Raw genomic sequence first — 23002 nt, forward strand, 5'->3', positions numbered from 1 at the left:
AGATCCTCTCAGATTCGATTCACAGCGATTTGCGGCAAATCTTCAGCGGCGTTAAGTTCGCGCACGGCGATATAACGTTCACTGCGGCGGGTGCGGTCCATCACCTGCCCTACCAATTGGCCACAGGCGGCATCGATGTCTTCACCACGAGTGGTTCGCACAGTGACGTTATAGCCGGCCTGGTGCAGTTGATCCTGGAAACGACGGATGGCGTTGTTGCTCGGCCGCTCGTAACCAGAATGAGGAAACGGGTTGAACGGGATCAAGTTGATCTTGCACGGGGTGTCCTTGAGCAATTCGATCATCTCGACCGCGTGCTCCAGCTTGTCGTTGACGTCCTTGAGCATGGTGTACTCAATGGTCAGCACACGCTTCTCACCCAGGGTCGCCATATAACGCTGGCACGATTCGAGCAGCATCTTAAGCGGATACTTCTTGTTGATCGGCACCAATTGGTTACGCAATGCGTCATTAGGTGCGTGCAGCGACAACGCGAGGGAGACGTCGATGTGCTTGGCCAGCTCATCGATCATCGGTACCACGCCGGAGGTCGACAGGGTCACACGGCGCTTGGAGATGCCGTAGCCCAGGTCGTCCATCATCAAATGCATGGCCGCAATCACGTTGTCGAAATTCAGCAGCGGCTCACCCATGCCCATCATCACCACGTTGGTGATGGCACGGTCGACGGTCGCCGGGACGCTGCCAAAGGATTTGTTGGCAATCCACACTTGGCCGATGACTTCGGCGGCGGTGAGGTTGCTATTGAAGCCTTGCTTGCCGGTGGAGCAGAAACTGCAGTCCAGGGCACAGCCTGCCTGGGACGAAACGCACAAAGTGCCGCGCTTGCCCTGGGGAATGTACACGGTCTCGACACAGCTACCGGACGCCACGCGCACCACCCATTTACGGGTACCGTCGCTGGAAATGTCCTCGCTGACCACTTCGGGACCACGCACCTCGGCAATGGCCTTGAGCTTGTCGCGCAGGGCCTTGCTGACGTTCGTCATGGCGTCGAAATCGTCGACGCCAAAGTGGTGAATCCACTTCATTACCTGACCGGCACGGAAACGCTTCTCCCCGATTGAGTCGAAGAATTTCTCCATTTCCGGCTGAGTCAGACCCAGCAGGTTGGTTTTAACAGTCGATGTAGTCATGGATTCACCCTCACTCTTTAAGCCGATGCTTAGCGAGCGGTTACTTCAGTAGCAGCGAAAAAGTACGAGATTTCGCGAGCAGCGGCAGCTTCGGAGTCCGAGCCGTGAACAGCGTTGGCGTCGATGGATTCAGCGAAGTCAGCACGGATGGTGCCGGCAGCAGCTTCTTTAGGGTTGGTAGCGCCCATCAGCTCACGGTTCAGAGCGATAGCGTTTTCGCCTTCCAGAACCTGAACAACAACAGGACCGGAGATCATGAAGGCAACCAGGTCGCCGAAGAAGCCACGAGCGCTGTGCTCAGCGTAGAAGCCTTCAGCTTCAGCCTTGGACAGTTGCTTGAGTTTCGAAGCTACAACCTTCAGGCCGGCTTTTTCGAAACGAGTGGTGATCTCGCCGATGACGTTTTTTGCAACAGCGTCAGGCTTGATGATGGAGAAAGTACGTTGAACAGCCATGGTGTAACTCCAGAAACGGTAATTTACGAAAAATTAAACCCGCGAATTATACGCGGGTTATTGGGTATTGCCTAACTGCGTAAAAAGGCGGCTCAGTCTGCTTCTTCGATCCACAGGCCTTGAATCGCCTCAAGGACCTTTTCGCCACCCCGGTCAGGGATGTCGTCAAAATCCGGCAGTGCCATTACGAGGTCGCGCAGCTTGACGAAGTTCACGGTAAGAGGATTGACCTCAGGATGAGCTTGCGCAAGTTGTATAGCGATTTCTTGTACATCAACCCATTTCAGGCTCATGACATTTCCTTGAATCAATGCGGCGCTTCGGCTGCATGGTTGAGCGAATATTTCGGGATTTCGACGGTGAGGTCTTCAGTCCCCACTTTCGCCTGACAACTCAGGCGCGACGTCGGCTCCAGGCCCCACGCCCGATCAAGATAGTCTTCTTCCAGGTCGTCAGCCTCATTGAGGCTGTCGAAACCTTTACGAATGACGCAGTGACACGTGGTGCAGGCATTCACGCCGCCACAAGCACTTTCGATCTCGATGTGGTTGTCATGGGCGACGTCAAGCAGGGACTTGCCGGTCTCAGCCTCCACGACCATGCCGTCAGGGCAATGTTCGGCGTGCGGTAGAAAAGTGACCTGCGGCATCAGTTATTCCTCAATTTCATTCAGGTTGCGGCCCGCCAGCGCGGCTTTAACCGTCTGATCCATACGGCGGGCAGCAAAGGCATCAGTGACTTGCGACAGGCGCTTGGTCTGTTGCTCGATGGCGTAACCATCGTTGCCTTTCATCAGTTCGGCCAGTTCCTGCATCTGCAGGTCAATGACCATGCGCTCTTCGGCATCCAGCAAGCGCTCGCCGTCGGCTTCAAGGGCGCCCTGCACCGCTTCGAGCAGGCGCTGGGCATCCACTTGTTGCTCGCGCAATACGCGGGCGACCTTGTCGTCACCGGCATACTGGAATGAATCCTTGAGCATCTTGGCGATTTCGCCATCGGTGAGGCCGTAGGACGGCTTGACCTGGATGCTGGCTTCAACGCCAGACGCCAGTTCGCGCGCAGCGACACTGAGCAGGCCATCGGCATCGACCTGGAAGGTCACGCGAATTTTCGCCGCGCCCGCGACCATCGCCGGAATGCCACGCAATTCAAAGCGCGCCAGGGAACGGCAGTCGCTGATCAGCTCGCGCTCACCTTGCAGCACATGAATCATCATGGCTGTCTGACCGTCTTTGTAGGTGGTGAAGTCCTGGGCGCGCGCGACGGGGATGGTGGTGTTACGCGGAATCACCTTCTCCATCAGGCCGCCCATGGTTTCCAGGCCTAGCGACAGCGGAATCACGTCGAGCAACAGCAATTCGCCGCCATCACGCTTGTTACCAGCCAGGGTATCGGCCTGGATGGCAGCGCCGATGGCGACGACTTGATCCGGGTCGATTTCGGTCAGTGGTTGGCGCCCAAAGGCTTCGGCTACCGCTTCACGCACGCGCGGCACGCGGGTGGAGCCGCCTACCATGACCACTGCGCCAACGTCCTCCAACTCGATACCGGAATCACGCACAGCACGACGGCAGGCCTTGAGGCTGCGGGCGACCATCGGCTCGATAAGCGCATCAAAGGCTTCGCGAGTCAGTGGGGCCGACCAATTACCGTAGCAAACGTCAACAGAAGCAGCGTCAGTCAGCGCCTCTTTGGCCGCGCAGGCAGTTTGCAGCAGATTGCGTTGCGCGCCTGGGTCCAGATCAGCCGACAAGCCGGCACTGCTGATGATCCAGCCAGCAATGGCGTGATCAAAATCATCGCCACCCAGGGCACTGTCGCCGCCGGTCGCGAGCACTTCGAACACACCGCCGGTCAGGCGCAGGATCGAAATATCGAAGGTACCGCCGCCCAGGTCATAAATAGCGACCAGGCCTTCAGCGTGCTGATCGAGGCCGTAAGCCACAGCTGCCGCAGTCGGCTCGTTGAGCAAGCGCAGCACGTTCAGGCCGGCAAGTTTCGCCGCGTCCTTGGTGGCTTGACGCTGGGCGTCATCGAAATACGCCGGAACGGTGATAACCGCCCCTACCAGCTCACCACCCAAGGTATTTTCCGCACGCTGGCGCAGCACCTTGAGAATATCGGCCGACACTTCGACCGGGCTCTTGGGCCCCTGGACGGTGTCGATGAACGGCATATGGGACTCGCCGCCGACAAAGCGGTACGGCAGTTGGTCACCCAATTGCTTGACGTCGGACAACCCACGACCCATCAAGCGCTTGACCGACAACACCGTGTTCAAGGGGTCTGCGGACGCGGCGAGCTTGGCCGACTCGCCCACTTCAGTGCGATCTGCGTGATAACGCACAGCGGACGGCAGGATCACCTGCCCATCGGCGTCAGGCAGTGGCTCGGACAGGCCGCTGCGCAAGGCAGCAACCAGGGAATTGGTGGTGCCCAGGTCAATCCCGACCGCCAGGCGACGCTGGTGCGGTTGAGGGCTTTGGCCGGGTTCGGCGATTTGCAGTAGAGCCATGGTAATCAGGTCTTATCTGTCTATCAGGCGTGCATCACGGGCAGCACTGGGTTAATCGTCGAGGCGCTCTTCTAGCTGGCGCACTTCGTAGGTGAGCTTGTCGAGAAACTGCATGCGCCGCATCAGGCGCTCGGCCTGTTCGCGTTGCGCCGCATCATCCCAACAGGCTGCGAAGCTTTCGTTGAGCTCATCCTGGGCGGTTTTCAGACGACGCTTGAAGACCGCGACACCCGCCACATCGGCTTCGTCCTGCAGTTCTTCGAGTTCTTCACGCCATTGCATCTGCTGCATCAGGAAGTCCGGATCATGCACGGTGACTTCCATCGGCAACTCACCGCCCTTCATCGCCAGCAAATAGCGCGCGCGTTTGGGGGGGCTTTTGAGCGTCTGATAGGCTTCGTTGAGGCTGGCCGATTGCTCAAGGGCCAAGCGCTGCTCACGCTCGGAAGCGTCAGCGAAGCGGTCCGGATGCACCCCACGCGCCAATTCACGGTAGCGCGTGGCGAGCTGCTCAAGGTCCAGCCGAAAGCTCGGCTGCAGCTCGAATAAAGCGAAATGACAAGGAGTACCCACGAGTAGCCTCAGATGTTGAAGCTTTCGCCGCAGCCACATTCACCGCGCACGTTAGGGTTGTTGAACTTGAAACCTTCGTTCAACCCTTCCTTGACGAAATCGAGTTCGGTGCCGTCCAGGTAGGTCAGGCTCTTGGGGTCGATGATCACTTTCTCGCCGTGACTTTCGAACACTTGATCCTCTTCAACCACCTCGTCGACAAACTCCAGCACGTAGGCAAGGCCGGAACAGCCCGTGGTGCGTACACCCAGACGAATCCCCTCACCTTTACCGCGCCCATTCAGGGAGCGGCGAATGTGCTGCGCAGCCGCTTCTGTCATGCTGATAGCCATCGTTGACTCCTTACTCGTCGCCAAATGCTTAGATCAAGCCTTTCTTCTGCTTGTAGTCGCGAACAGCTGCCTTGATGGCATCTTCAGCGAGTACGGAGCAGTGGATTTTCACTGGCGGCAACGCCAGTTCTTCGGCCAGCTGGGTGTTGCTGATGGTGACAGCCTCATCCAGGGTCTTGCCTTTCATCCATTCGGTCGCCAGGGAGCTGGAGGCGATGGCCGAACCGCAGCCGTAAGTCTTGAATTTGGCGTCTTCGATAACGCCAGCATCATTGACCTTGATCTGCAGGCGCATTACATCGCCGCACGCCGGGGCGCCGACCATGCCGGTGCCGACATCTGGATCTTCCGCGTTCATCTTGCCGACGTTGCGCGGGTTTTCGTAGTGGTCGATGACCTTTTCGCTGTAAGCCATGGTACTGAATCCTCACTCATCAGGGCCGCTCTGGAACCCTGTAGAAACGCCTGCGTTTTCCGCCACGTTCCTACAGAGCTTGGGTGGCGGCTTCTATAGTTAGTGTGCCGCCCACTCGATCTTGGAAATATCGACACCGTCTTTGTACATGTCCCACAGTGGCGACAGAACGCGCAGCTTGTTGACGGCTTCGCAGACCTTCTGCGCGGCGTAGTCGACTTGCTCTTCGGTGGTGAAGCGGCCGAACGTAAAGCGGATCGAGCTGTGGGCCAGTTCGTCGTTGCGGCCCAGGGCGCGCAGTACGTACGAAGGCTCAAGGGACGCCGAGGTGCAGGCCGAACCGGACGATACCGCCAGGTCCTTGAGCGCCATGATCAGCGACTCGCCTTCGACGTAGTTGAAGCTCAAATTCAGGTTGTGCGGTACACGAGCGGTCATGCTGCCGTTGATGTACAGCTCTTCAAGGTTTTCGACCTGCTTGTAGAAGCGATCGCTCAGGGCCTTGATGCGCACGTTTTCGGCAGCCATGTCTTCCTTGGCCACACGGAAAGCTTCGCCCATGCCGACGATCTGGTGGGTCGCCAGGGTGCCCGAACGCATGCCGCGCTCGTGACCGCCGCCATGCATGGTGGCCTCGATACGTACGCGCGGCTTGCGGCTTACGTAGAGAGCACCGATGCCTTTAGGGCCGTAAGTCTTGTGGGCCGAGAACGACATCAGGTCGACTTTCAGCTTGGACAGGTCGATATCGACCTTGCCAGTGGACTGAGCAGCGTCGACGTGGAGCAACACGCCCTTGGAGCGAGTCAGCTCGCCGATGGCGGCGATGTCGTTGATAGTGCCGATTTCGTTGTTCACGTGGATCACCGAAACCAGGATGGTGTCTTCACGCATCGCGGCTTCGATCATGGCCGGGGTGACGATACCGTCGGTGGTTGGCTCAAGGTAGGTAACCTCGAAACCTTCGCGCTCCAGTTGGCGCATGGTGTCCAGGACAGCCTTGTGCTCAATCTTGGTGGTGATCAGGTGCTTGCCTTTGGTCGCGTAGAAATGCGCCGCGCCCTTGATAGCCAGGTTGTCGGACTCGGTGGCACCAGAGGTCCAGACGATTTCGCGCGGGTCGGCATTGACCAGGTCAGCGACTTGGCGACGAGCGTTCTCGACCGCTTCCTCGGCTTTCCAGCCGAATACGTGGGAACGGGAGGCCGGGTTGCCGAAGTTTCCGTCGACCAGCAGGCATTCGCTCATTTTTTGCGCGACACGCGGATCAACCGGGGTGGTCGCTGAGTAATCAAGGTAAATCGGCAATTTCATGGACTTTCTCCTAAATCAGGCTGGCTGGCGTGCCGTTAGCTCTTCGGCTGTCACTCGACGGCGGACGCTTCAATCTTGTCCAGACGCGGCGCCTTGGTGTTGCAACGGCGCTGGTCCTGACGCTGGGCTACTTCTTGCACCTCACGGCGAGTCACAAGATCAGCCAAGCTGATACCACTCAAAAACTCATGGATCTGCAGGCTCAAGTCACACCACAAGTGGTGCGTCAGGCAGGTGTCACCGGCATGGCAGTCACCCAAACCCTGGCATTTGGTGGCATCGACGGATTCGTTGACCGCGTCGATCACCTGGGCCACCTGAATGCCCTGCATGTCGCGGGACAACTGATAGCCACCACCCGGACCGCGAACGCTGGAAACCAGATTGCTACGGCGCAATTTGGCGAACAACTGCTCGAGATAGGACAGGGAAATGCCTTGGCGCTCGGAGATATCGGCCAGGGACACCGGCCCAGTTTGCGCGTGCAAGGCCAAGTCGAGCATGGCGGTCACCGCGTATCGGCCTTTTGTAGTCAGTCTCATGGACAAGTACCAAGGTGTTTCAGAATGGGAGCAAGTATGCGATTCCCGAGTATTTAAGTCAACTATAAGACCTAGTACTTTAGTCAGGAATACCCGTAAAAAGGGCGCGCGAATCATAGCAGGATGGGGTGGGATCGAACAGCGCAACCAGGCCTGCTGCAAGACCACCGAGCCAATGGAGATCAAATGTGGGGGCTGACTTGCTTGCGATAGCTGTCTATCAGCTTGCTTATCGGTTGCTGGCCCACCGCAATCGCAGGCAAGCCAGCTCCCACAAGAGACCGCGCTCAGCCCGCCTTGGTGGTAGCGGCTTCGTCCTTGATTTCAGCAAAATCTTCCTCACGCAGTTCAGGCAAGTCTTTGGCACAGTACGGGCTGCCCAACTCCTTCAGCGCCCCGCACATACCCTCCAGCTTGCCGTCCACCGCCTGCAAATGATCAAGCAATTGACCAATCGCACGAGCCACCGGGTCGGGCATATCTTCACTGACGCCATAGGCATCGAAACCAATCTTTTCGGCCATCGCCTTGCGCTTGGCCTCTTGCTCATCACCGTCTTGCGGCTTGACGATGATGCGGCCTGGAATACCCACAACCGTGGCACCCGGCGGCACAGCCTTGGTCACTACCGCGTTGGAGCCAACCTTCGCGCCCGCACCCACGGTAAACGGCCCGAGCACCTTGGCGCCCGCCCCTACTACCACCCCATCGCCCAGCGTTGGGTGGCGCTTACCCTTATTCCAGGTGGTGCCGCCCAGGGTCACGCCTTGATAGAGGGTGACGTCATCGCCGATCTCGGCTGTCTCGCCAATCACGATGCCCATGCCGTGATCGATAAAGAACCGACGGCCCACCTTGGCACCCGGGTGGATCTCGATACCGGTCAACCAGCGCCCGAAGTTCGATACCAGCCGCGCCAGCCATTTCCAGCCCATGCCCCATAGGGCGCCGGACAAGCGGTGGATCCAGATCGCGTGCATGCCCGGGTAGCAGGTCAGCACTTCAAAGGCGTTGCGCGCCGCCGGGTCACGGTGGAAAACACTCTGGATATCTTCTCGCAAACGCTCGAACATTTTTAATCCTTCCGCTTAAGAAGCTCACCACGGGCCGCTTTCTGGGTTTCCGTGAGGATGCCACGCAATATGTTCATTTCAGCCCGGCTCACCGAGCTGCGGCCGTACAAACGACGCAGGCGCGCCATCAAGTGCCGTGGCTTTTCAGGGTCGAGGAATTCGATGGCGACCAAGGTTTGCTCCAGGTGCTCATAGAACCGCTCCAGCTCGTCCATGGTGGCCAACTCGCCACTTTTGGTCGATGCAACCTCTTCCTTTTCCACCTTGCTCGGCTGGCCGGCAGCGGCCAGCCAGGCCATGCGCACTTCATAAGTCAGCACCTGCACCGCAGCCCCGAGGTTCAGCGAGCTGAACTCAGGGTCTGATGGGATATGCACGTGGTAATGACATCGCTGCAGCTCTTCGTTGGTCAGGCCGGAGTCCTCACGGCCGAATACCAAGGCGATTTCAGCACCGCCAGCAGCCTCCTCCACCACTTTAGTGCCGCATTCGCGCGGATCCAGCAGCGGCCAAGGGATACGACGGTCACGGGCGCTGGTGCCGAGCACCAGATTGCAGCCGACCAAGGCGTCCTCCAAGGTGGCGACCACCTGGGCATTTTCAAGCAAGTCATTGGCGCCGGACGCACGGGCATCCGCCTCGTGGTGCGGGAATACCCGCGGTTCGACCAGCACCAGGCGCGTCAGCCCCATGTTTTTCATGGCTCGCGCCACCCCGCCGATGTTGCCGGGATGACTGGTATTGACCAAGACGACACGAATGTTTTGCAGCAAGGGAGGCGCTCGCGGACACAGGAAAGGGGAGCAAATCTTACAGAACCGCCTAAGGTTATGCCATGAAAGCAAACGTCGCCCTTCACCTGAGGAAAGTTTCTGCTAGAATGCTCGGCTTTCTTTAACAACCTTAGGTGACCTATCCATGCAGCCCATGCTGAATATCGCGCTGCGCGCCGCCCGCAGCGCCAGTGAATTGATCTTCCGCTCCATCGAGCGCCTGGATACCATCAAGGTCGACGAAAAAGACGCCAAGGATTATGTATCCGAGGTGGATCGCGCCGCCGAACAGAAAATCATCGACGCCCTGCGCAAGGCCTACCCTACCCACGGCATCCTCGGTGAAGAAACCGGCCTGCACAAAGGCAGCGGTGAAGGCGAAGACTACCTGTGGATCATCGACCCACTGGATGGCACCACCAACTTCCTGCGCGGCATCCCGCACTTTGCCGTGAGCATCGCTTGTAAATACCGTGGCCGCCTGGAACACGCCGTCGTGCTGGACCCGGTTCGCCAGGAAGAATTCACCGCCAGCCGTGGTCGTGGCGCCCAACTGAACGGTCGTCGCCTGCGTGTCAGCGGCCGCACCAGCCTGGAAGGCGCTCTGCTGGGTACCGGCTTCCCATTCCGTGACGACCAGATGGACAATCTGGAAAACTACCTGGGTATGTTCCGCGCCCTGGTTGGCCAGACCGCCGGCATCCGCCGCGCCGGTGCAGCCAGCCTGGACCTGGCGTATGTAGCCGCCGGTCGCTTTGATGCGTTCTGGGAGTCGGGCCTGTCCGAATGGGACATGGCAGCAGGCGCCCTGCTGATTCAGGAAGCGGGCGGCCTGGTGAGCGACTTCACCGGCGGTCATGACTTCCTGGAGAAAGGTCACGTCGTGGCTGGCAACACCAAATGCTTCAAGGCAGTACTGACGGCGATCCAGCCGCACCTGCCGGCTTCGCTGAAGCGCTAAGCGAGCGAGCACAAAAAAAGCACCCCTCGGGGTGCTTTTTTTATGCCTGGAATTTAGCAAAAAACCAATTCCAACTGACTCAATACAATCCAATGTGGGAGCTGGCTTGCCTGCGATAACAGCCTGCCAGCCAACTCACGGGTTACTGACCCACCGCCATCGCAGGCAAGCCAGCTCCCACACTTGAACCTTGCAAGGCTTGGGATTACTGCTGGTTCTGACCTAGGATCAAACGACCTTCCTTATCCACCGGAATCTGGCTGCCAGGGTCACGCTCCATACGCACGGTACCTTCCTTGCCATCCAGGTTGTAACGCACGTCATAACCGACCACCTTGTCACTGATGTCGTTAACGGTGTTACAGCGAGTTTGTGTGGTGGTGTAGGTATCGCGGTTCTGCATGCCTTCCTGAACCTTGTTACCGGCATAACCGCCACCGACCGCACCGGCCACGGTGGCCAGCTTCTTACCGTTACCGCCACCAATCTGGTTGCCCAGCAGGCCACCCGCAAGGGCGCCCACCACGGTACCGGCGATTTGATGTTGGTCCTGCACCGGACGCTGTCGGGTCACGGTGACGTCCTTGCAGACCTCACGCGGGGTTTTGATCTGGGTTTTCACCGGCTGTACCGCCAGTACTTGCGCATACTCAGGGCCGCTTTTTACCAGGCTGTAGGTGGCAACAGCGCCTCCGGCAGTCACACCGACAGCACCCAATACCGCACCAACCAGCAACGACTTGTTCACATGAACCTCCTGACCATCACAAGCGGACCGAAAGATCCGCGCTATACCCAGCCTTGGAGCAAAAAAAAAGGCGCGAGTTCAATACTCGCGCCTTTCTTGTAACAGCGGATCAACAAACGCCCATCAAGGACGGTCGTCGACCTCCTTGTCGGTAGCGGCAGGAGGGATCAAGTCTTCGCTGTTGAGGTTCAGCCAGATCAGCACCACGTTGGCGATGTAGATCGACGAGTAGGTACCCGCCAGAACGCCGATAAACAGCGCCAGGGAGAAGCCCCACAGGTTATCGCCACCGAAGATCATCAGCGCAGCAATCGCCAGCAAGGTGGAGATCGACGTCGCCATGGTCCGCAGCAGGGTCTGCGTGGTGGAGATGTTGATGTTCTCGATCAACGTCGCCTTGCGCAGCACCCGGAAGTTCTCACGAACCCGGTCGAAGACCACGATGGTGTCGTTGAGCGAATAACCAATGATCGCCAGCACAGCTGCCAATACGGTCAGATCGAAGGTGATCTGGAAGTAGGCCAGGATACCCACGGTCACGATCACGTCGTGGATCAGCGACACAATGGCGCCGACACCGAACTTCCACTGAAAGCGGAATGCCAAGTAGATCATGATGCCGACCAGCGCCATCAGCATGCCGAGGCCGCCCTGATCGCGCAGTTCTTCACCCACTTGCGGGCCGACGAACTCGACGCGCTTGACCGACGCCGGGTTATCGCCGCCCACCTTCTGCAAGGCCTCGGCTACCTGGTGACCCAGTTGCGGGTCTTCGCCAGGCATGCGCACCAGCAGGTCGGTGGTGGCACCAAAGCTCTGCACCACGGCTTCGTGATAGCCGGCCTTGACCAGCTCGCTGCGCACCAGGGTAACGTCGGCCGGCTTCTCGTAGGTCAGCTCGATGAGCGTACCGCCGGTGAAGTCCAGGCCGTAGTTCAGGCCCTTATGGAACCAGCTGAACAACGCCAGAACGGTAAGGAGCACGGTGACGCCGAACGCAATATTGCGAACGCCCATGAAGTTGATTGTACGTAACATGGCAGCCCCTTAAATCCACAACTTCTTGAAGTCACGCCCGCCAAAGATCAGGTTGACCATTGCGCGGGTCACCATGATGGCCGTGAACATCGAGGTAAAGATCCCGAGGGACATGGTCACCGCAAAACCTTTCACCGGGCCTGTGCCCATGGCGAAGAGAATCCCGCCGACCAACAGTGTGGTCAGGTTGGAGTCGAGGATCGCGGTAAATGCCCGGCCGAAGCCTTCGTTGATTGCACGCTGCACGGTCATACCGGCGGCGATCTCTTCACGAATCCGCGAGAAGATCAGCACGTTGGCGTCCACCGCCATACCCATGGTGAGTACGATACCGGCGATACCTGGCAGGGTCAGTGTGGCGCCCAGCAACGACATCAACGCCAGCAGCATCACCATGTTGCCCGCCAGGGCGACAGTGGCGATCACACCAAAGAAGCGGTAGATGGCGATGATGAACAGCGACACGAACAGCATGCCCCACAGCGCGGCATCGACACCCTTGGTGATGTTGTCGGCACCCAGGCTCGGGCCGATGGTACGCTCTTCAGCGAAGTACATCGGTGCAGCCAGGCCACCGGCACGCAGCAGCAACGCCAGCTCGGAAGACTCGCCCTGGCCGTTCAGGCCAGTGATACGGAACTGAGCACCCAGCGGCGACTGGATGGTCGCCAGGCTGATGATCTTCTTCTCTTCCTTGAAGGTCTGCACCGGCACGTCTTTCTCGACGCCATTGACCATTTGCTTGGTGTAGGTGGTCACCGGGCGCTGCTCGATGAAGATCACCGCCATGCTGCGACCAACGTTGCTGCGCGTGGCGCGGCTCATCAGTTCGCCACCATGACCATCCAGACGGATGTTCACTTCAGGCGTGCCGTGCTCGCCGAAACCGGCCTTGGCGTCGGTCACCTGGTCACCGGTGATGATCAAGCCACGCTCGATCAGCGCAGGAGGACGGTTGCCTTCACGGAATTCGAATTCTTCGGAAGTTGCACGCGTAGCGCCTGGGTCTGCCGCAAGACGGAACTCCAGGTTGGCGGTCTTGCCGAGGATACGCTTGGCTTCAGCAGTGTCCTGTACGCCTGGCAGCTCAACCACGATGCGGTTGGCACCCTGGCGCTGCACGATCGGCTCTGCCACACCCAGCTCGTTGACGCGGTTACGGACCGTGGTCAGGTTCTGCTTGATGGAGTATTCGCGGATTTCAGCGATCTTGGCCGGGCTCATCGCCAGACGCAGTACCGCTTGGCCATTCAGGTCGGCAGGCACGATGTCGAAGTCATTGAAGTTCTTGCGGATCAGCGCACGGGCCTGTTCGCGGGAAGCTTCATCAGCAAAGCCCAGCTGAATGGCACCGTTGAGCTGCGGCAGGCTGCGATAGCGCAGCTTCTCTTTGCGCAGCAGGCTCTTCACGTCGCCTTCGTAGACCTTCAGACGTGCATCCAGGGCCTTGTCCATGTCGACTTCCAGCAGGAAGTGCACACCGCCGGACAAGTCCAGACCCAGCTTCATCGGGTGCGCGCCAATGCTGCGCAGCCATTGTGGCGTGGTCTGGGCCAGGTTGAGCGCGACAACGTAGTCGTCACCCATGGCCTTGCGTACGACATCTTTGGCCGGCAATTGGTCTTCTTGCTTGGTCAGGCGCAACAAGCCGCCTTTGGATCCAGCCGCCAAGGTTGCCGCTTTAACCTGGATACCCGCGTCGGTGAGCGCTTTGCTCGCACGGTCCAGGTCAGCCTGATTGACCTGCAGCGAAGTGCTGGCGCCAGAGATCTGGATCGCCGGGTCATCAGGATAGAGATTGGGAGCGGAATAAATAAAACCGATCGCCAGCACCGCCAGGATCAGTACGTATTTCCACAGAGGGTATTTGTTCAGCATCACGCCGCCCGCTTATAACGCGGGGCGCCTTGCGCGCCCCGTCGATTGGTAAAGGTTGTTACTCAGATCGCTTTGAGCGTGCCTTTAGGCAGCGTGGCGGCGATGGCGCCCTTCTGGAACTTCATTTCCACGGTGTCGGAGACTTCCAGTACCACGAAAGCATCGGAAACCTTGGTGATCTTGCCGGCGATACCGCCAGTGGTCACGACTTCGTCGCCTTTTTGCAGGCTGCCCAGCAGGTTTTTCTGCTCTTTGGCGCGCTTGGCCTGTGGACGCCAGATCATCAGGTAGAAGATGACCAGGAAGCCGACCAGGAAAATCCACTCGAAACCACCGCCCATAGGGCCGGCAGCAGCAGGCGCAGCGGCGTCAGCCATGGCGTTAGAGATAAAAAAGCTCATTTAGCACTCCAGTTGCAAATAGTGAATCTTAGGGTCGGAAAACTCAGTCCAAGGGCGGCACAGGGAGGCCACGCTTGGCATAGAAGGCATCGACGAAGGCGGCCAATGTACCCTGTTGAATAGCCTCGCGCAAACCAGCCATCAGGACTTGGTAATGACGCAAATTGTGGATGGTATTCAACATGCTACCCAGCATTTCCCCGCACTTGTCCAGATGGTGCAGATAAGCACGGGAGAAGTTCTGGCAGGTGTAGCAGTCACAGGTAGGATCCAGCGGCGAATCATCATGGCGATGGAACGCGTTACGGATCTTCAGCACGCCTGTATCGATGAACAGATGCCCATTGCGGGCATTACGGGTTGGCATCACGCAATCGAACATGTCCACACCGCGGCGCACACCCTCTACGAGATCTTCCGGTTTGCCAACGCCCATAAGGTAACGAGGTTTGTCTGCGGGCATCAGGCCCGGCAGGTAATCCAGCACCTTGATCATTTCATGCTTGGGCTCGCCCACCGACAAACCGCCGATGGCCAGGCCGTCGAAGCCGATCTTGTCGAGGCCTTCCAGCGAGCGTTTGCGCAGGTTTTCATGCATGCCGCCCTGGACAATACCGAACAACGCCGCGGTGTTATCGCCATGGGCATTCTTCGAACGCTGGGCCCAACGCAGCGACAACTCCATGGAGATACGCGCCACGTCTTCATCGGCCGGGTACGGCGTGCACTCGTCGAAAATCATCACGATGTCCGAACCCAGATCGCGCTGTACCTGCATCGACTCTTCCGGGCCCATGAACACCTTGGCGCCGTCGACCGGCGAGGCAAAGGTCACGCCCTCTTCCTTGATCTTGCGCATGGCGCCCAAGCTGAACACCTGGAAACCACCGGAGTCGGTAAGGATCGGCCCTTGCCACTTCATGAAGTCATGCAGGTCGCCGTGCTTCTTGATCACTTCCGTGCCCGGGCGCAGCCACAGGTGGAAGGTATTGCCGAGGATAATCTCGGCACCGGTGGCGACGATGTCGCGGGGCAACATGCCTTTGACGGTGCCGTAGGTGCCGACCGGCATGAAGGCCGGGGTCTCCACAGTGCCGCGCGGGAAGGTCAGGCGGCCGCGACGGGCTTTGCCGTCCGTAGCGAGCAATTCAAACGACATACGACTCATAAGTTGTCCTCAGGGCCGCGCGGCGCCGGGTTACGGGTGATAAACATCGCATCACCGTAGCTGAAAAAACGGTACTCGTTAGCGATGGCGGCCTGGTAGGCAGCCATGGTTTCCGGGTAACCGGCAAACGCCGACACCAGCATCAACAGCGTGGATTCGGGCAAATGGAAGTTGGTGACCAGGCAATCGACCACATGAAAGGGTCGCCCTGGAAAAATGAAAATATCGGTGTCGCCACTGAACGGCTTGAGCACGCCATCACGCGCTGCACTCTCCAGCGAACGCACACTGGTGGTGCCCACGGCAACCACTCGACCGCCACGCGCCTTGCACGCCGCCACCGCATCCACCACGTCCTGGCTGACCTCCAGCCATTCGCTGTGCATATGGTGGTCTTCGATGTTATCCACACGCACCGGCTGAAACGTCCCGGCCCCCACGTGCAGGGTTACATAGGCGGTGTCGACGCCCTTGGCGGCAATCGCATCCAGCAGTGGCTGGTCGAAATGCAGCCCGGCAGTCGGTGCGGCGACGGCGCCGAGGCGCTGTGAGTACACGGTCTGATAGCGCTCGCGGTCCGCGTCTTCGTCGGGGCGGTCTATATAAGGAGGCAACGGCATATGGCCGACGCGCTCCAACAGCGGCAACACTTCTTCGGCAAACTTGAGCTCGAACAAGGCATCGTGGCGCGCCACCATCTCGGCTTCGCCACCGCCCTCGATCAAGATGCTCGACCCCGGTTTGGGCGACTTGCTGGAGCGCACATGGGCCAGCACGCGGTGGCTGTCCAGCACCCGCTCCACCAGGATTTCCAGCTTGCCGCCGGACGCTTTCTGGCCAAACAGCCGCGCCGGAATCACCCGGGTATTGTTGAAAACCATCAAATCGCCTGGGCGCAAATGCTCAAGCAAATCAGTGAATTGACGGTGTGCGAGGGCACCGCTGGGCCCGTCCAGGGTCAGCAGTCGACTGGCGCGACGCTCGGCCAAAGGGTGGCGAGCGATCAGCGAATCAGGGAGCTCAAAAGTAAAGTCAGCAACGCGCATGATGGGGTTCGTCTAGCAGGGCCGGGAAGTCTAGCGGAAATAGTGAAAATAGACCATGAAACGTGATTGACCAACGGTAATCTCATCTCTATACTTCGCCGCCATTGAGCCCTGATGGCGGAATTGGTAGACGCGGCGGATTCAAAATCCGTTTTCGAAAGGAGTGGGAGTTCGAGTCTCCCTCGGGGCACCATCTTAAAGAAAGACCTTGAAATTCAAGGTCTTTTTTTTCGCCTGCAAAAAAGTGCCAGGCGTGGCAGTGGAGGGAGCGGGACCATGGAGTTGACGCTTGAAGCGGTTGCGTTGTTCGCGCTGAAGTTGGTGTATGAGACTGACCACGGCAGCCCGTTGCTGCGCGATGATCCCGTGATGGAAGGCTATGATCGCGAGGTGTTTGGGTTGTTGGTGCGCCAGGGAAACCTGGCCGAGATCCAGTTGAAGCTCGATGAGTGCATCACCCAGGCGTTGATTGCATTGGGTGGAGCGGACAGCGTTCTCGGGCGTGAATTGCAAAGGCTATCCACCGATGTGCAAAACATCGCTCGTCTTGATGAGTTGACCTGCCCGCTGACCGTACTAAAGAGCTATCTGAAAGATGTGCAATGAATCGGTAATCAGGGTAACGGCCAGGTAAACCATCAACACCGCCACCCCTGCATCCAGCCAGCGCCAGACCGCAGGCTTGCGAAACAATACCGTCAATCGCTGACAGCACAGCGCCAACACCACGAACCACACGAGTGATGCCGTCATGGCGCCTGTCGCGAACAGCGCCTGTTGGCCCGCAGGTTTCGTGGCACCGATGGAACCAATCAACACCACGGTATCGAGCCAGGCGTAAGGGTTGGCAAAGCCGAGTATGACCGCCGAGCGCAACAGCCCTCTTTGCGAGTTGCCGCCTTGAGCGTCCGGCATGGACTGATCCCGGATGCAGGCCAACAGACGTTGGCCACCAAACCAAAGCAGATACGCAGCGCCGGACAACAGCAATAGTGCCATCACCTCAGGCCGGCTTCCCAACAACGAACCTAAACCCGTGACCCCGAAAGCGATCAGGAAAATATCGGCCATTACGCAAATAGCGACAACGCCCCAGATCGGCCCGCGACCGACACCTTGGCGGATCACCAAGGTGTCTTTCGGGCCAGGGGCGGCGAACAGTCCGATACCCAAGAGCAAACCTTCGATGTAAAGGACATTGAAGTGAGGAAACATGGACTGTTCGAGCCCTCCAGGACTATTTAGCGCAGTTGAATCGGTTGATTACCGAAACCGGTATGACGAGCATTCACAGTACTGCCCAGGTCAATGGATTTCTGGCGGTAAAAGGTCGTCAGCAACTGATCCGGATTGGGATTTGCAAAGTAGATCAATGAGCTTCTGGCGACCGGTTTGCTGGGCGCAAGTACAGCATGGTAGGCGGCAGGCACGGCATGATCGGAGAGCTCTGTCAGCAAGGAACCCGCCAGCACCGCGACCTCGTTCTCCAGAAGGCGTACCGGCTCCAACGATCGTCCTTTCATCAAAACCAGCCCTTCGCGGGTAGGCTTGATAAACGAAAGCATATGCCCGTCTTCATGAGGATCCTGGGCATATTGACGAGAATGGTCTTTCGCCTGTGGACCATAGACACACAGCTGGATGTACGATGCCGCGCGAAAGGGGGCCAAGGGGGCAACGCCAAATTCCTCGCAAATGCCATCCATAACTCCCTGGGCCAACTCGCTCATCTGTCGTTCAAAACTGCCGACTGCGACAACGAAAGTACTTCGGGTGAATTCGAAAGCGGTTCTTTTTGAAGCGTGCGCGGGCCAGTAACAAAACCGCTCGCACAGGTCCGGGTGCTCCTCGGCAAGGGAGTACTCGGCGCCAAAAGGGAAAAAACCATCCGTGTCCTGGGCAAAGGAAAACTCATCCTTGATGGCCTGGGGAATGGCCGAATAGCCATCAATGATCTTTTTGTAGTCCTGCAACATCGCATCAGGAATTTGCAGGATGCCAAAGCCTGATCGGGCACTGGATTCACAGCACGCTTTCATTGGACTCATAGCTATATCCACAGATAGATGTAAAGGAATGCAACACACACAAGGTTCGCAAGCATGTGAGAAACCGCGACACTGGATATGCCAACCAAACCGGGACCTATCCATGTCTTTCACAACGTCGCCAGCAAGACCAAAGTCTGAATCGCTATGTAACCGTGACGGCGGGCAGGTTGTCCTTTTTGGCTTACAAGATGACGACTTCCACTGGAAACGGGTTTGCAAAATATGAGCATCAAAACTGGCGATACTCTTCGAGCGCTTGTTGTACGACGCAGCCGAGAACTGGGAAAACCCCTGACTAACCTGGCTAAGGAGGCTGGCATCTCCAGAACCTACCTTTATGCATTGGCGGACGGTGCTTCAAAAGATCCGTCCGTACGTACCCTGATCAAATTAGCCAAAGCGCTACGTGTCTCCCCGCTGCTGCTGTTTCGCTACTTTGCCGACCTGACCGGTGCTCCAACTGATGCTTACTCAATGGCTATCACCAACCGGGCCATTGGCTTGCACGACCCATCTGACATTGCCGTATTCAATGCAGACGTGACCACGCCTGACCAGACCGTAGTGCTGCCCGGTGAAACCTTTCAGAAAACCTGGGAGATCCAGAACCTCGGGATTCGCCCCTGGCGCGGGCGGCGATTGGTGAGAGTGGACGGTGAGTACGTGATCGCCCGTCGAACCGCTTCGGGGGAGCCATTGGAAGTGGTGATGGATAGCCATCTGCGAAGCCTGAATAACGATATTCCGATAGCAGATACTTTGCCCGGCCAGCCAGTGCATATCACCGTGGAGTTCGGAGCCCCGAGGGAGACCAGTACCGTCACCTCAATCTGGCGTATCGAAGATGAACATGGGCAGCCTTGCTACGGGCCAGCATTCATCCTGCATGTGATTGTCAACGTCATGGCGCGCTGAAAGCAGCCTTACTTGCGCCCCTCTACCGCCATCCGCACCGCCAAACCCATCAACACCGACCCCATCAGCCAGCGCTGCAGCACCTGCCAACCAGGCCGGGTGACGAAGAACACCGCGATGGAACCCGCCATGCAGGCAATCACCGCGTTGACGCTCACGCTGATAAGAATCTGCAGGGAGCCCAGCGCCAGGGATTGCACCAGCACACTGCCATGACCGTTCGGGTCGATGAACTGGGGCAGCAACGACAAATACATCACCGCCACTTTGGGATTGAGCAAGTTGGTGACCAAGCCCATGGTCACCAACTTGCGCGGGCTGTCCTTGGGCAAGTCGCGCACCTGGAATGGCGAGCGCCCACCCGGCTTGACCGCCTGCCAGGCCAGATACACCAGATACAACGCCCCGCCGAGCCGCAGCGCGTCGTAGGCAAACGGCACAGCCATCACCAACGCCGTGATACCCAGCGCCGCGCACACCATGTACACCACAAACCCCAGCGCCACCCCGCCCAGGGAAATCAACCCGGCCGTGCGCCCCTGGCAGATGGAGCGGGAAATCAGGTAGATCATGTTCGGCCCGGGAGTCAGTACCATGCCGAGTGAAATCAGGCCGTAGGCGAGCAAGCTGGACATATCAGGCATGGATTGGCTCCTGGTTTTTTAGGCTGCCAGCGTGAAATCCTTCGCCGACGCGGTCGTGTTGAGCGTCATGCTAGGGGCTTGCAGGCCAGGGCGTTAGATACAGATCCGCAGGCAAAACGTCATACACCGACGGCACCACTTACCCAGGACAGGCACATGATCGACTTCAACAACAAAGGTTTCTTCAAGCTCAAGCAAAACAACGAATACGCCGAACGCGTAGCGGCCCTGCTGCTGGACGGCGAAGAAGTGGTCGACGCGTACAAGGCCATGCGCGACGGCGTCGTGTTCACCACCAAACGCATCATCGCGGTGAACGTGCAAGGGATTACCGGCAGCAAGAAGGACTTCACCTCATTGCCGTACAAAAACATCGTGGCGTACTCGGTGGAAACGTCCGGGACGTTTGACTTGGATTCGGAGTTGGAGATTTATTTTTCGTCGTTGGGGAAGGTGAAATTCGAATTCACTGGCAAGACTTCGATCGTGGAAATCTCCCGGCTGATTTCCAAGCATCTGCTGAGTTGATCCGCAGGCACCCAAAAGACCTTGGTGTTTCAAGGTCTTTTTTATTGCGGTTCAGCTGACGTACACCGGGCTCATCCTGCTCACAGCATCATTTCATAGGGTCCCATTGCCTTGCTAGTCTGCACCAAGCCCTGCCGCATCAACATCTCAAGATAACTTCCCGCCTCCATCGCGGGCTTCTTCAACGCCCTCCTCTGCTTCTGCGCCGCTCCCCACACTGCCGCCTGATCCAAATCCCAGAGATCCGAAATAAAGTCATCCGGATGCATCGGTTCAATGTCATAGGCAGCCAATATATGAGGTGGAAAGTCTTTCAAATTGAAGGTCACGATGACCTCAGCTTTACTCCGAATTGCCGCCGCCAACACATGCCGGTCATCCGGGTCTGGTAAATCCAAACTCGAACACAGATCCTCATATCTCGTCACCAACGCGTCAGGTATAGCAATGTCCATTAGCGCCGACGTGCAGTCCACCTGAGCCGCCGTAAGATCGGGTCGGTTCTTAAGTACGTTGCGCTTCCACTCATCCTGAATCTGGCCAGTCCATCGCGCTCGATACAAACCAGACAAACCAAGCCACATGAGTAAGTCCCTAAGTGCCGCAGGATAGAGAACACAAGCATCGTACACCGCAGTAAAGGGCGAACACCTCATCCGTCATACCCCATTCCCAACTCTTGGGCCTGTTGAACCAGCGCTTTCATTGCCTCTTGGCTTTGCTCGTCACGCCGTTGCTTGAACGCCATCAAATCCGAAAAACGGACTCGCCGATGTCGGCCCGTTTTTGTAAAGGGGATGGCTCCTTCCTCCAGCATCTTGACCAAATGCGGGCGTGACACATTAAGCAGGTCGGCAGCCTCCTGCGAGGTCAACTCGGCATGAACCGGCACTACCTTGACGGCATTGCCCAGCGCCAATTCGCCCAGAATATCGACCAGCAGACGCAGTGCGGAGGTTGGTAGGACAAGCCTGTGTGGCTTGTCTTCTTTGTCGAAGATATCGATGCGCTGGGTTTCAAATTTGGTCGACAATAGGGACGCTAATTCACGCTGACCTTGCACTGCCGCCTCGACTTCTTTTTCCAGCGGAAGGATCGTTTTGGGAAGATTGTTGATGGTCATGATGCAACTCCGGCCTTACGCAATTCAGTTGAGGTCAACGCTAAACGAAACAAACGAAAATCGCAATATTCGAAACAATGCTGGCGACTCACGTACCAGTCAACTTTTCCCACATCAACTGACAAATTGAGCTGATATCGGTTTCTGACTCCCCCTCATAGGCTCACTCCCTCGCACAAGGAAGTGAATCGGTCATGTCAGAACGCTTTTATCCACCCACCGAACAAGCGTTACTCAAGCGACGAATCCTCACCCGGCAACCGTCGCGTGTGCCGTATTCGCCTACTATCGATTTTTTCGAGCCATCCCCTGCCCAGCCACCTACACCAGCCCAACCTCCAAGCTGCGTTTTCATAAAACCATGCCAACTGCCTGACGGTATCGCTCATTACTCGAGCCCCACCGGTTTTGTCCCACTGGAACTGATCAAGGAGTACGGCCATGTAAGTCTGTTGGGCGGGCGCGAAGTGGACGCCCGGGGCGCGGTTGCCTTGCGCAAGATCAGTGGCAGCGCACTGCCAGCCGGCTTAGGGCAGTTGGCATTGCGTTCAGCGTTTTTGGAGTCGGCGGCGACAGTCAGCGCATCCGTCGCTGGTAGCCTGTTGACAGGATTGGTAGCGCTGGCTTGGCCGTCGGATCTAAATGATAGCGCGCTCTACAACGAGGAACAGTTGCGTTCGCTGCAACGAGCGCGTTCGCAAATGCGGCTGCATATCGAGCAACGCGACGACGGCACGCTTAAGGGGTATGGGTTTTACACAGGTAACAATGCCGATTGGCAGATGATTGACGTGGTGCAGTTTCAAAACCGCAGCGGCCAGTTAATAGCAGATTTGAATAATGGCGTAGAGCTGATCTGGACGCCCTCCGTTGATCCAAATGACACCTTAGGTGTTCCGGCATTGGAGGCTGCGCCGCACGCACCCGTGATCTGGATCTACCCACCGACTGAGACGGCGGCGCAGATTCTGGTTAACCCTATTTACCCACCGGCCTATCGGGATTTTATTCTGGTGTTTCCGGCGGGGTCGGGGGTTCGGCCGCTGTATGTGGTGGTAGGTGCCAAGTCTGGGGATCACAAGTACCACAAAGCGCCTGACACTGAACAAATAACTGGCTTTGAAAAACTGATAAAAGCAAAACCCAAGACTCCCAGACAAGGAGGCGCCGGGCTGAGAGAACGCTGGATTGAGGAAAAAGGTCGGAAGATCTATGAATGGGACTCTCAGCACGGAGAGCTGGAGGTTTATCTAGCGAGTGATGGGAGCCATATAGGTGCGTTCAACCACATAAGCGGCGAGCAGCTAAAAGGGCCAATCAGAAAACGAAACATCAAAAAATATCTGTGAGGG

General features: G+C 57.8%; 28 protein-coding genes and 1 tRNA gene. 6 read left to right on the plus strand and 23 right to left on the minus strand.

All coding sequences use genetic code 11. The features are described 5' to 3' along the window. Positions 1-8 precede the first annotated feature (8 nt). From rlmN to trmJ, 12 genes are all read right to left on the minus strand, one after another. Positions 9-1157, minus strand: a complete 1149-nt coding sequence (gene rlmN / locus JMV15_RS20500; RefSeq protein WP_003194014.1) for a 23S rRNA (adenine(2503)-C(2))-methyltransferase RlmN — start codon at positions 1155-1157, stop codon at positions 9-11. 29 nt (positions 1158-1186) lie between these two features. Beyond that, positions 1187-1612 (minus strand): nucleoside-diphosphate kinase, encoded by a 426-nt coding sequence (gene ndk, locus JMV15_RS20505; RefSeq protein ID WP_003175956.1) that lies wholly within the window; start codon positions 1610-1612, stop codon positions 1187-1189. Between the two features lie 92 nt (positions 1613-1704). Beyond that, complete coding sequence (gene iscX / locus JMV15_RS20510) at positions 1705-1905, minus strand: Fe-S cluster assembly protein IscX (RefSeq protein ID WP_014719820.1); 201 nt, start codon at positions 1903-1905, stop codon at positions 1705-1707. A gap of 14 nt (positions 1906-1919) precedes the next feature. Beyond that, complete coding sequence (fdx, locus tag JMV15_RS20515) at positions 1920-2261, minus strand: ISC system 2Fe-2S type ferredoxin (protein ID WP_019817222.1); 342 nt, start codon at positions 2259-2261, stop codon at positions 1920-1922. Between the two features lie 3 nt (positions 2262-2264). Then, complete coding sequence (gene hscA / locus JMV15_RS20520) at positions 2265-4127, minus strand: Fe-S protein assembly chaperone HscA (RefSeq protein ID WP_014719821.1); 1863 nt, start codon at positions 4125-4127, stop codon at positions 2265-2267. Positions 4128-4178: 51 nt separating this feature from the next. After that, positions 4179-4700 (minus strand): co-chaperone HscB, encoded by a 522-nt coding sequence (hscB, locus tag JMV15_RS20525; RefSeq protein ID WP_014719822.1) that lies wholly within the window; start codon positions 4698-4700, stop codon positions 4179-4181. A gap of 8 nt (positions 4701-4708) precedes the next feature. Then, complete coding sequence (iscA, locus tag JMV15_RS20530; protein WP_003209680.1) at positions 4709-5032, minus strand: iron-sulfur cluster assembly protein IscA; 324 nt, start codon at positions 5030-5032, stop codon at positions 4709-4711. Between the two features lie 28 nt (positions 5033-5060). Continuing rightward, positions 5061-5447 carry a Fe-S cluster assembly scaffold IscU gene (gene iscU, locus JMV15_RS20535; RefSeq protein ID WP_003175965.1) on the minus strand — a complete coding sequence of 129 codons (387 nt, stop codon included), beginning with the start codon at positions 5445-5447 and terminating at the stop codon, positions 5061-5063. Between the two features lie 99 nt (positions 5448-5546). Further along, positions 5547-6761, minus strand: coding sequence for an IscS subfamily cysteine desulfurase (locus JMV15_RS20540; RefSeq protein ID WP_003194019.1), 1215 nt, complete (start codon positions 6759-6761; stop codon positions 5547-5549). Between the two features lie 50 nt (positions 6762-6811). After that, entirely contained in the window at positions 6812-7303 is a 492-nt protein-coding gene (gene iscR, locus JMV15_RS20545) for a Fe-S cluster assembly transcriptional regulator IscR (protein ID WP_003194020.1), read from the minus strand. Positions 7304-7590: 287 nt separating this feature from the next. Further along, positions 7591-8376 carry a serine O-acetyltransferase gene (cysE, locus tag JMV15_RS20550; protein ID WP_014719823.1) on the minus strand — a complete coding sequence of 262 codons (786 nt, stop codon included), beginning with the start codon at positions 8374-8376 and terminating at the stop codon, positions 7591-7593. 2 nt (positions 8377-8378) lie between these two features. After that, on the minus strand, positions 8379-9149 hold the full coding sequence (trmJ, locus tag JMV15_RS20555; protein WP_014719824.1) for a tRNA (cytosine(32)/uridine(32)-2'-O)-methyltransferase TrmJ: 771 nt from the start codon (positions 9147-9149) through the stop codon (positions 8379-8381). Between the two features lie 145 nt (positions 9150-9294). On the opposite strand from trmJ, the gene suhB reads away from it, so the two are divergent. Beyond that, entirely contained in the window at positions 9295-10110 is an 816-nt protein-coding gene (gene suhB / locus JMV15_RS20560; protein ID WP_005791195.1) for a type III secretion system regulator SuhB, read from the plus strand. Positions 10111-10315: 205 nt separating this feature from the next. Here suhB and JMV15_RS20565 read toward each other — a convergent pair whose 3' ends face one another. From JMV15_RS20565 to queA, 6 genes are all read right to left on the minus strand, one after another. After that, entirely contained in the window at positions 10316-10858 is a 543-nt protein-coding gene (locus tag JMV15_RS20565; RefSeq protein ID WP_003194023.1) for a glycine zipper 2TM domain-containing protein, read from the minus strand. 123 nt (positions 10859-10981) lie between these two features. Beyond that, complete coding sequence (gene secF / locus JMV15_RS20570) at positions 10982-11896, minus strand: protein translocase subunit SecF (RefSeq protein ID WP_014719825.1); 915 nt, start codon at positions 11894-11896, stop codon at positions 10982-10984. 9 nt (positions 11897-11905) lie between these two features. Continuing rightward, complete coding sequence (gene secD, locus JMV15_RS20575; protein WP_014719826.1) at positions 11906-13774, minus strand: protein translocase subunit SecD; 1869 nt, start codon at positions 13772-13774, stop codon at positions 11906-11908. 62 nt (positions 13775-13836) lie between these two features. Continuing rightward, positions 13837-14175, minus strand: a complete 339-nt coding sequence (yajC, locus tag JMV15_RS20580) for a preprotein translocase subunit YajC (RefSeq protein WP_003175975.1) — start codon at positions 14173-14175, stop codon at positions 13837-13839. Between the two features lie 43 nt (positions 14176-14218). After that, positions 14219-15334: a tRNA guanosine(34) transglycosylase Tgt gene (gene tgt, locus JMV15_RS20585; protein WP_161937012.1), complete on the minus strand. Its 1116-nt coding sequence runs from the start codon at positions 15332-15334 to the stop codon at positions 14219-14221. 5 nt (positions 15335-15339) lie between these two features. Next, complete coding sequence (queA, locus tag JMV15_RS20590) at positions 15340-16389, minus strand: tRNA preQ1(34) S-adenosylmethionine ribosyltransferase-isomerase QueA (protein ID WP_003194027.1); 1050 nt, start codon at positions 16387-16389, stop codon at positions 15340-15342. 108 nt (positions 16390-16497) lie between these two features. Here queA and JMV15_RS20595 point away from each other — a divergent pair. Both JMV15_RS20595 and JMV15_RS20600 read left to right on the plus strand, forming a co-directional pair. Beyond that, positions 16498-16582 (plus strand) — tRNA-Leu (locus JMV15_RS20595). Between the two features lie 83 nt (positions 16583-16665). Continuing rightward, a complete protein-coding gene (locus JMV15_RS20600; RefSeq protein ID WP_168426305.1) occupies positions 16666-16995 on the plus strand; it encodes a hypothetical protein in 330 nt (109 codons plus the stop codon). Here the strand turns inward: JMV15_RS20600 and JMV15_RS20605 are convergent. Both JMV15_RS20605 and JMV15_RS20610 read right to left on the minus strand, forming a co-directional pair. After that, on the minus strand, positions 16966-17604 hold the full coding sequence (locus tag JMV15_RS20605; protein ID WP_201491886.1) for a LysE/ArgO family amino acid transporter: 639 nt from the start codon (positions 17602-17604) through the stop codon (positions 16966-16968). The two genes, JMV15_RS20600 and JMV15_RS20605, sit on opposite strands and share 30 nt — an antisense overlap. A gap of 26 nt (positions 17605-17630) precedes the next feature. After that, a complete protein-coding gene (locus JMV15_RS20610; RefSeq protein WP_201491887.1) occupies positions 17631-18437 on the minus strand; it encodes a 2OG-Fe(II) oxygenase family protein in 807 nt (268 codons plus the stop codon). 225 nt (positions 18438-18662) lie between these two features. Between JMV15_RS20610 and JMV15_RS20615 the strand changes: the two genes are divergently transcribed. Further along, complete coding sequence (locus JMV15_RS20615) at positions 18663-19355, plus strand: NBR1-Ig-like domain-containing protein (RefSeq protein WP_020302004.1); 693 nt, start codon at positions 18663-18665, stop codon at positions 19353-19355. An 8-nt stretch (positions 19356-19363) separates the two neighbouring features. Here JMV15_RS20615 and JMV15_RS20620 read toward each other — a convergent pair whose 3' ends face one another. Continuing rightward, entirely contained in the window at positions 19364-19999 is a 636-nt protein-coding gene (locus JMV15_RS20620) for a LysE family translocator (protein ID WP_054922017.1), read from the minus strand. Positions 20000-20155: 156 nt separating this feature from the next. Here JMV15_RS20620 and JMV15_RS20625 point away from each other — a divergent pair, with 156 nt between their 5' ends. Then, a complete protein-coding gene (locus JMV15_RS20625) occupies positions 20156-20527 on the plus strand; it encodes a PH domain-containing protein (RefSeq protein WP_014719840.1) in 372 nt (123 codons plus the stop codon). Between the two features lie 80 nt (positions 20528-20607). Here the strand turns inward: JMV15_RS20625 and JMV15_RS20630 are convergent, their stop codons facing one another. Continuing rightward, positions 20608-21183 carry a PIN domain-containing protein gene (locus JMV15_RS20630; RefSeq protein WP_201491888.1) on the minus strand — a complete coding sequence of 192 codons (576 nt, stop codon included), beginning with the start codon at positions 21181-21183 and terminating at the stop codon, positions 20608-20610. After that, positions 21180-21650 carry a helix-turn-helix domain-containing protein gene (locus tag JMV15_RS20635; RefSeq protein ID WP_137270796.1) on the minus strand — a complete coding sequence of 157 codons (471 nt, stop codon included), beginning with the start codon at positions 21648-21650 and terminating at the stop codon, positions 21180-21182. Before JMV15_RS20635 ends, JMV15_RS20630 begins: the two co-directional genes overlap by 4 nt. 194 nt (positions 21651-21844) lie before the next feature. On the opposite strand from JMV15_RS20635, the gene JMV15_RS20640 reads away from it, so the two are divergent. Further along, on the plus strand, positions 21845-22999 hold the full coding sequence (locus JMV15_RS20640) for an S-type pyocin domain-containing protein (RefSeq protein ID WP_201491889.1): 1155 nt from the start codon (positions 21845-21847) through the stop codon (positions 22997-22999). Positions 23000-23002 lie beyond the last annotated feature (3 nt).

This window comes from Pseudomonas paracarnis (genome assembly GCF_904063055.1).
Lineage (GTDB): Bacteria > Pseudomonadota > Gammaproteobacteria > Pseudomonadales > Pseudomonadaceae > Aquipseudomonas > Aquipseudomonas paracarnis.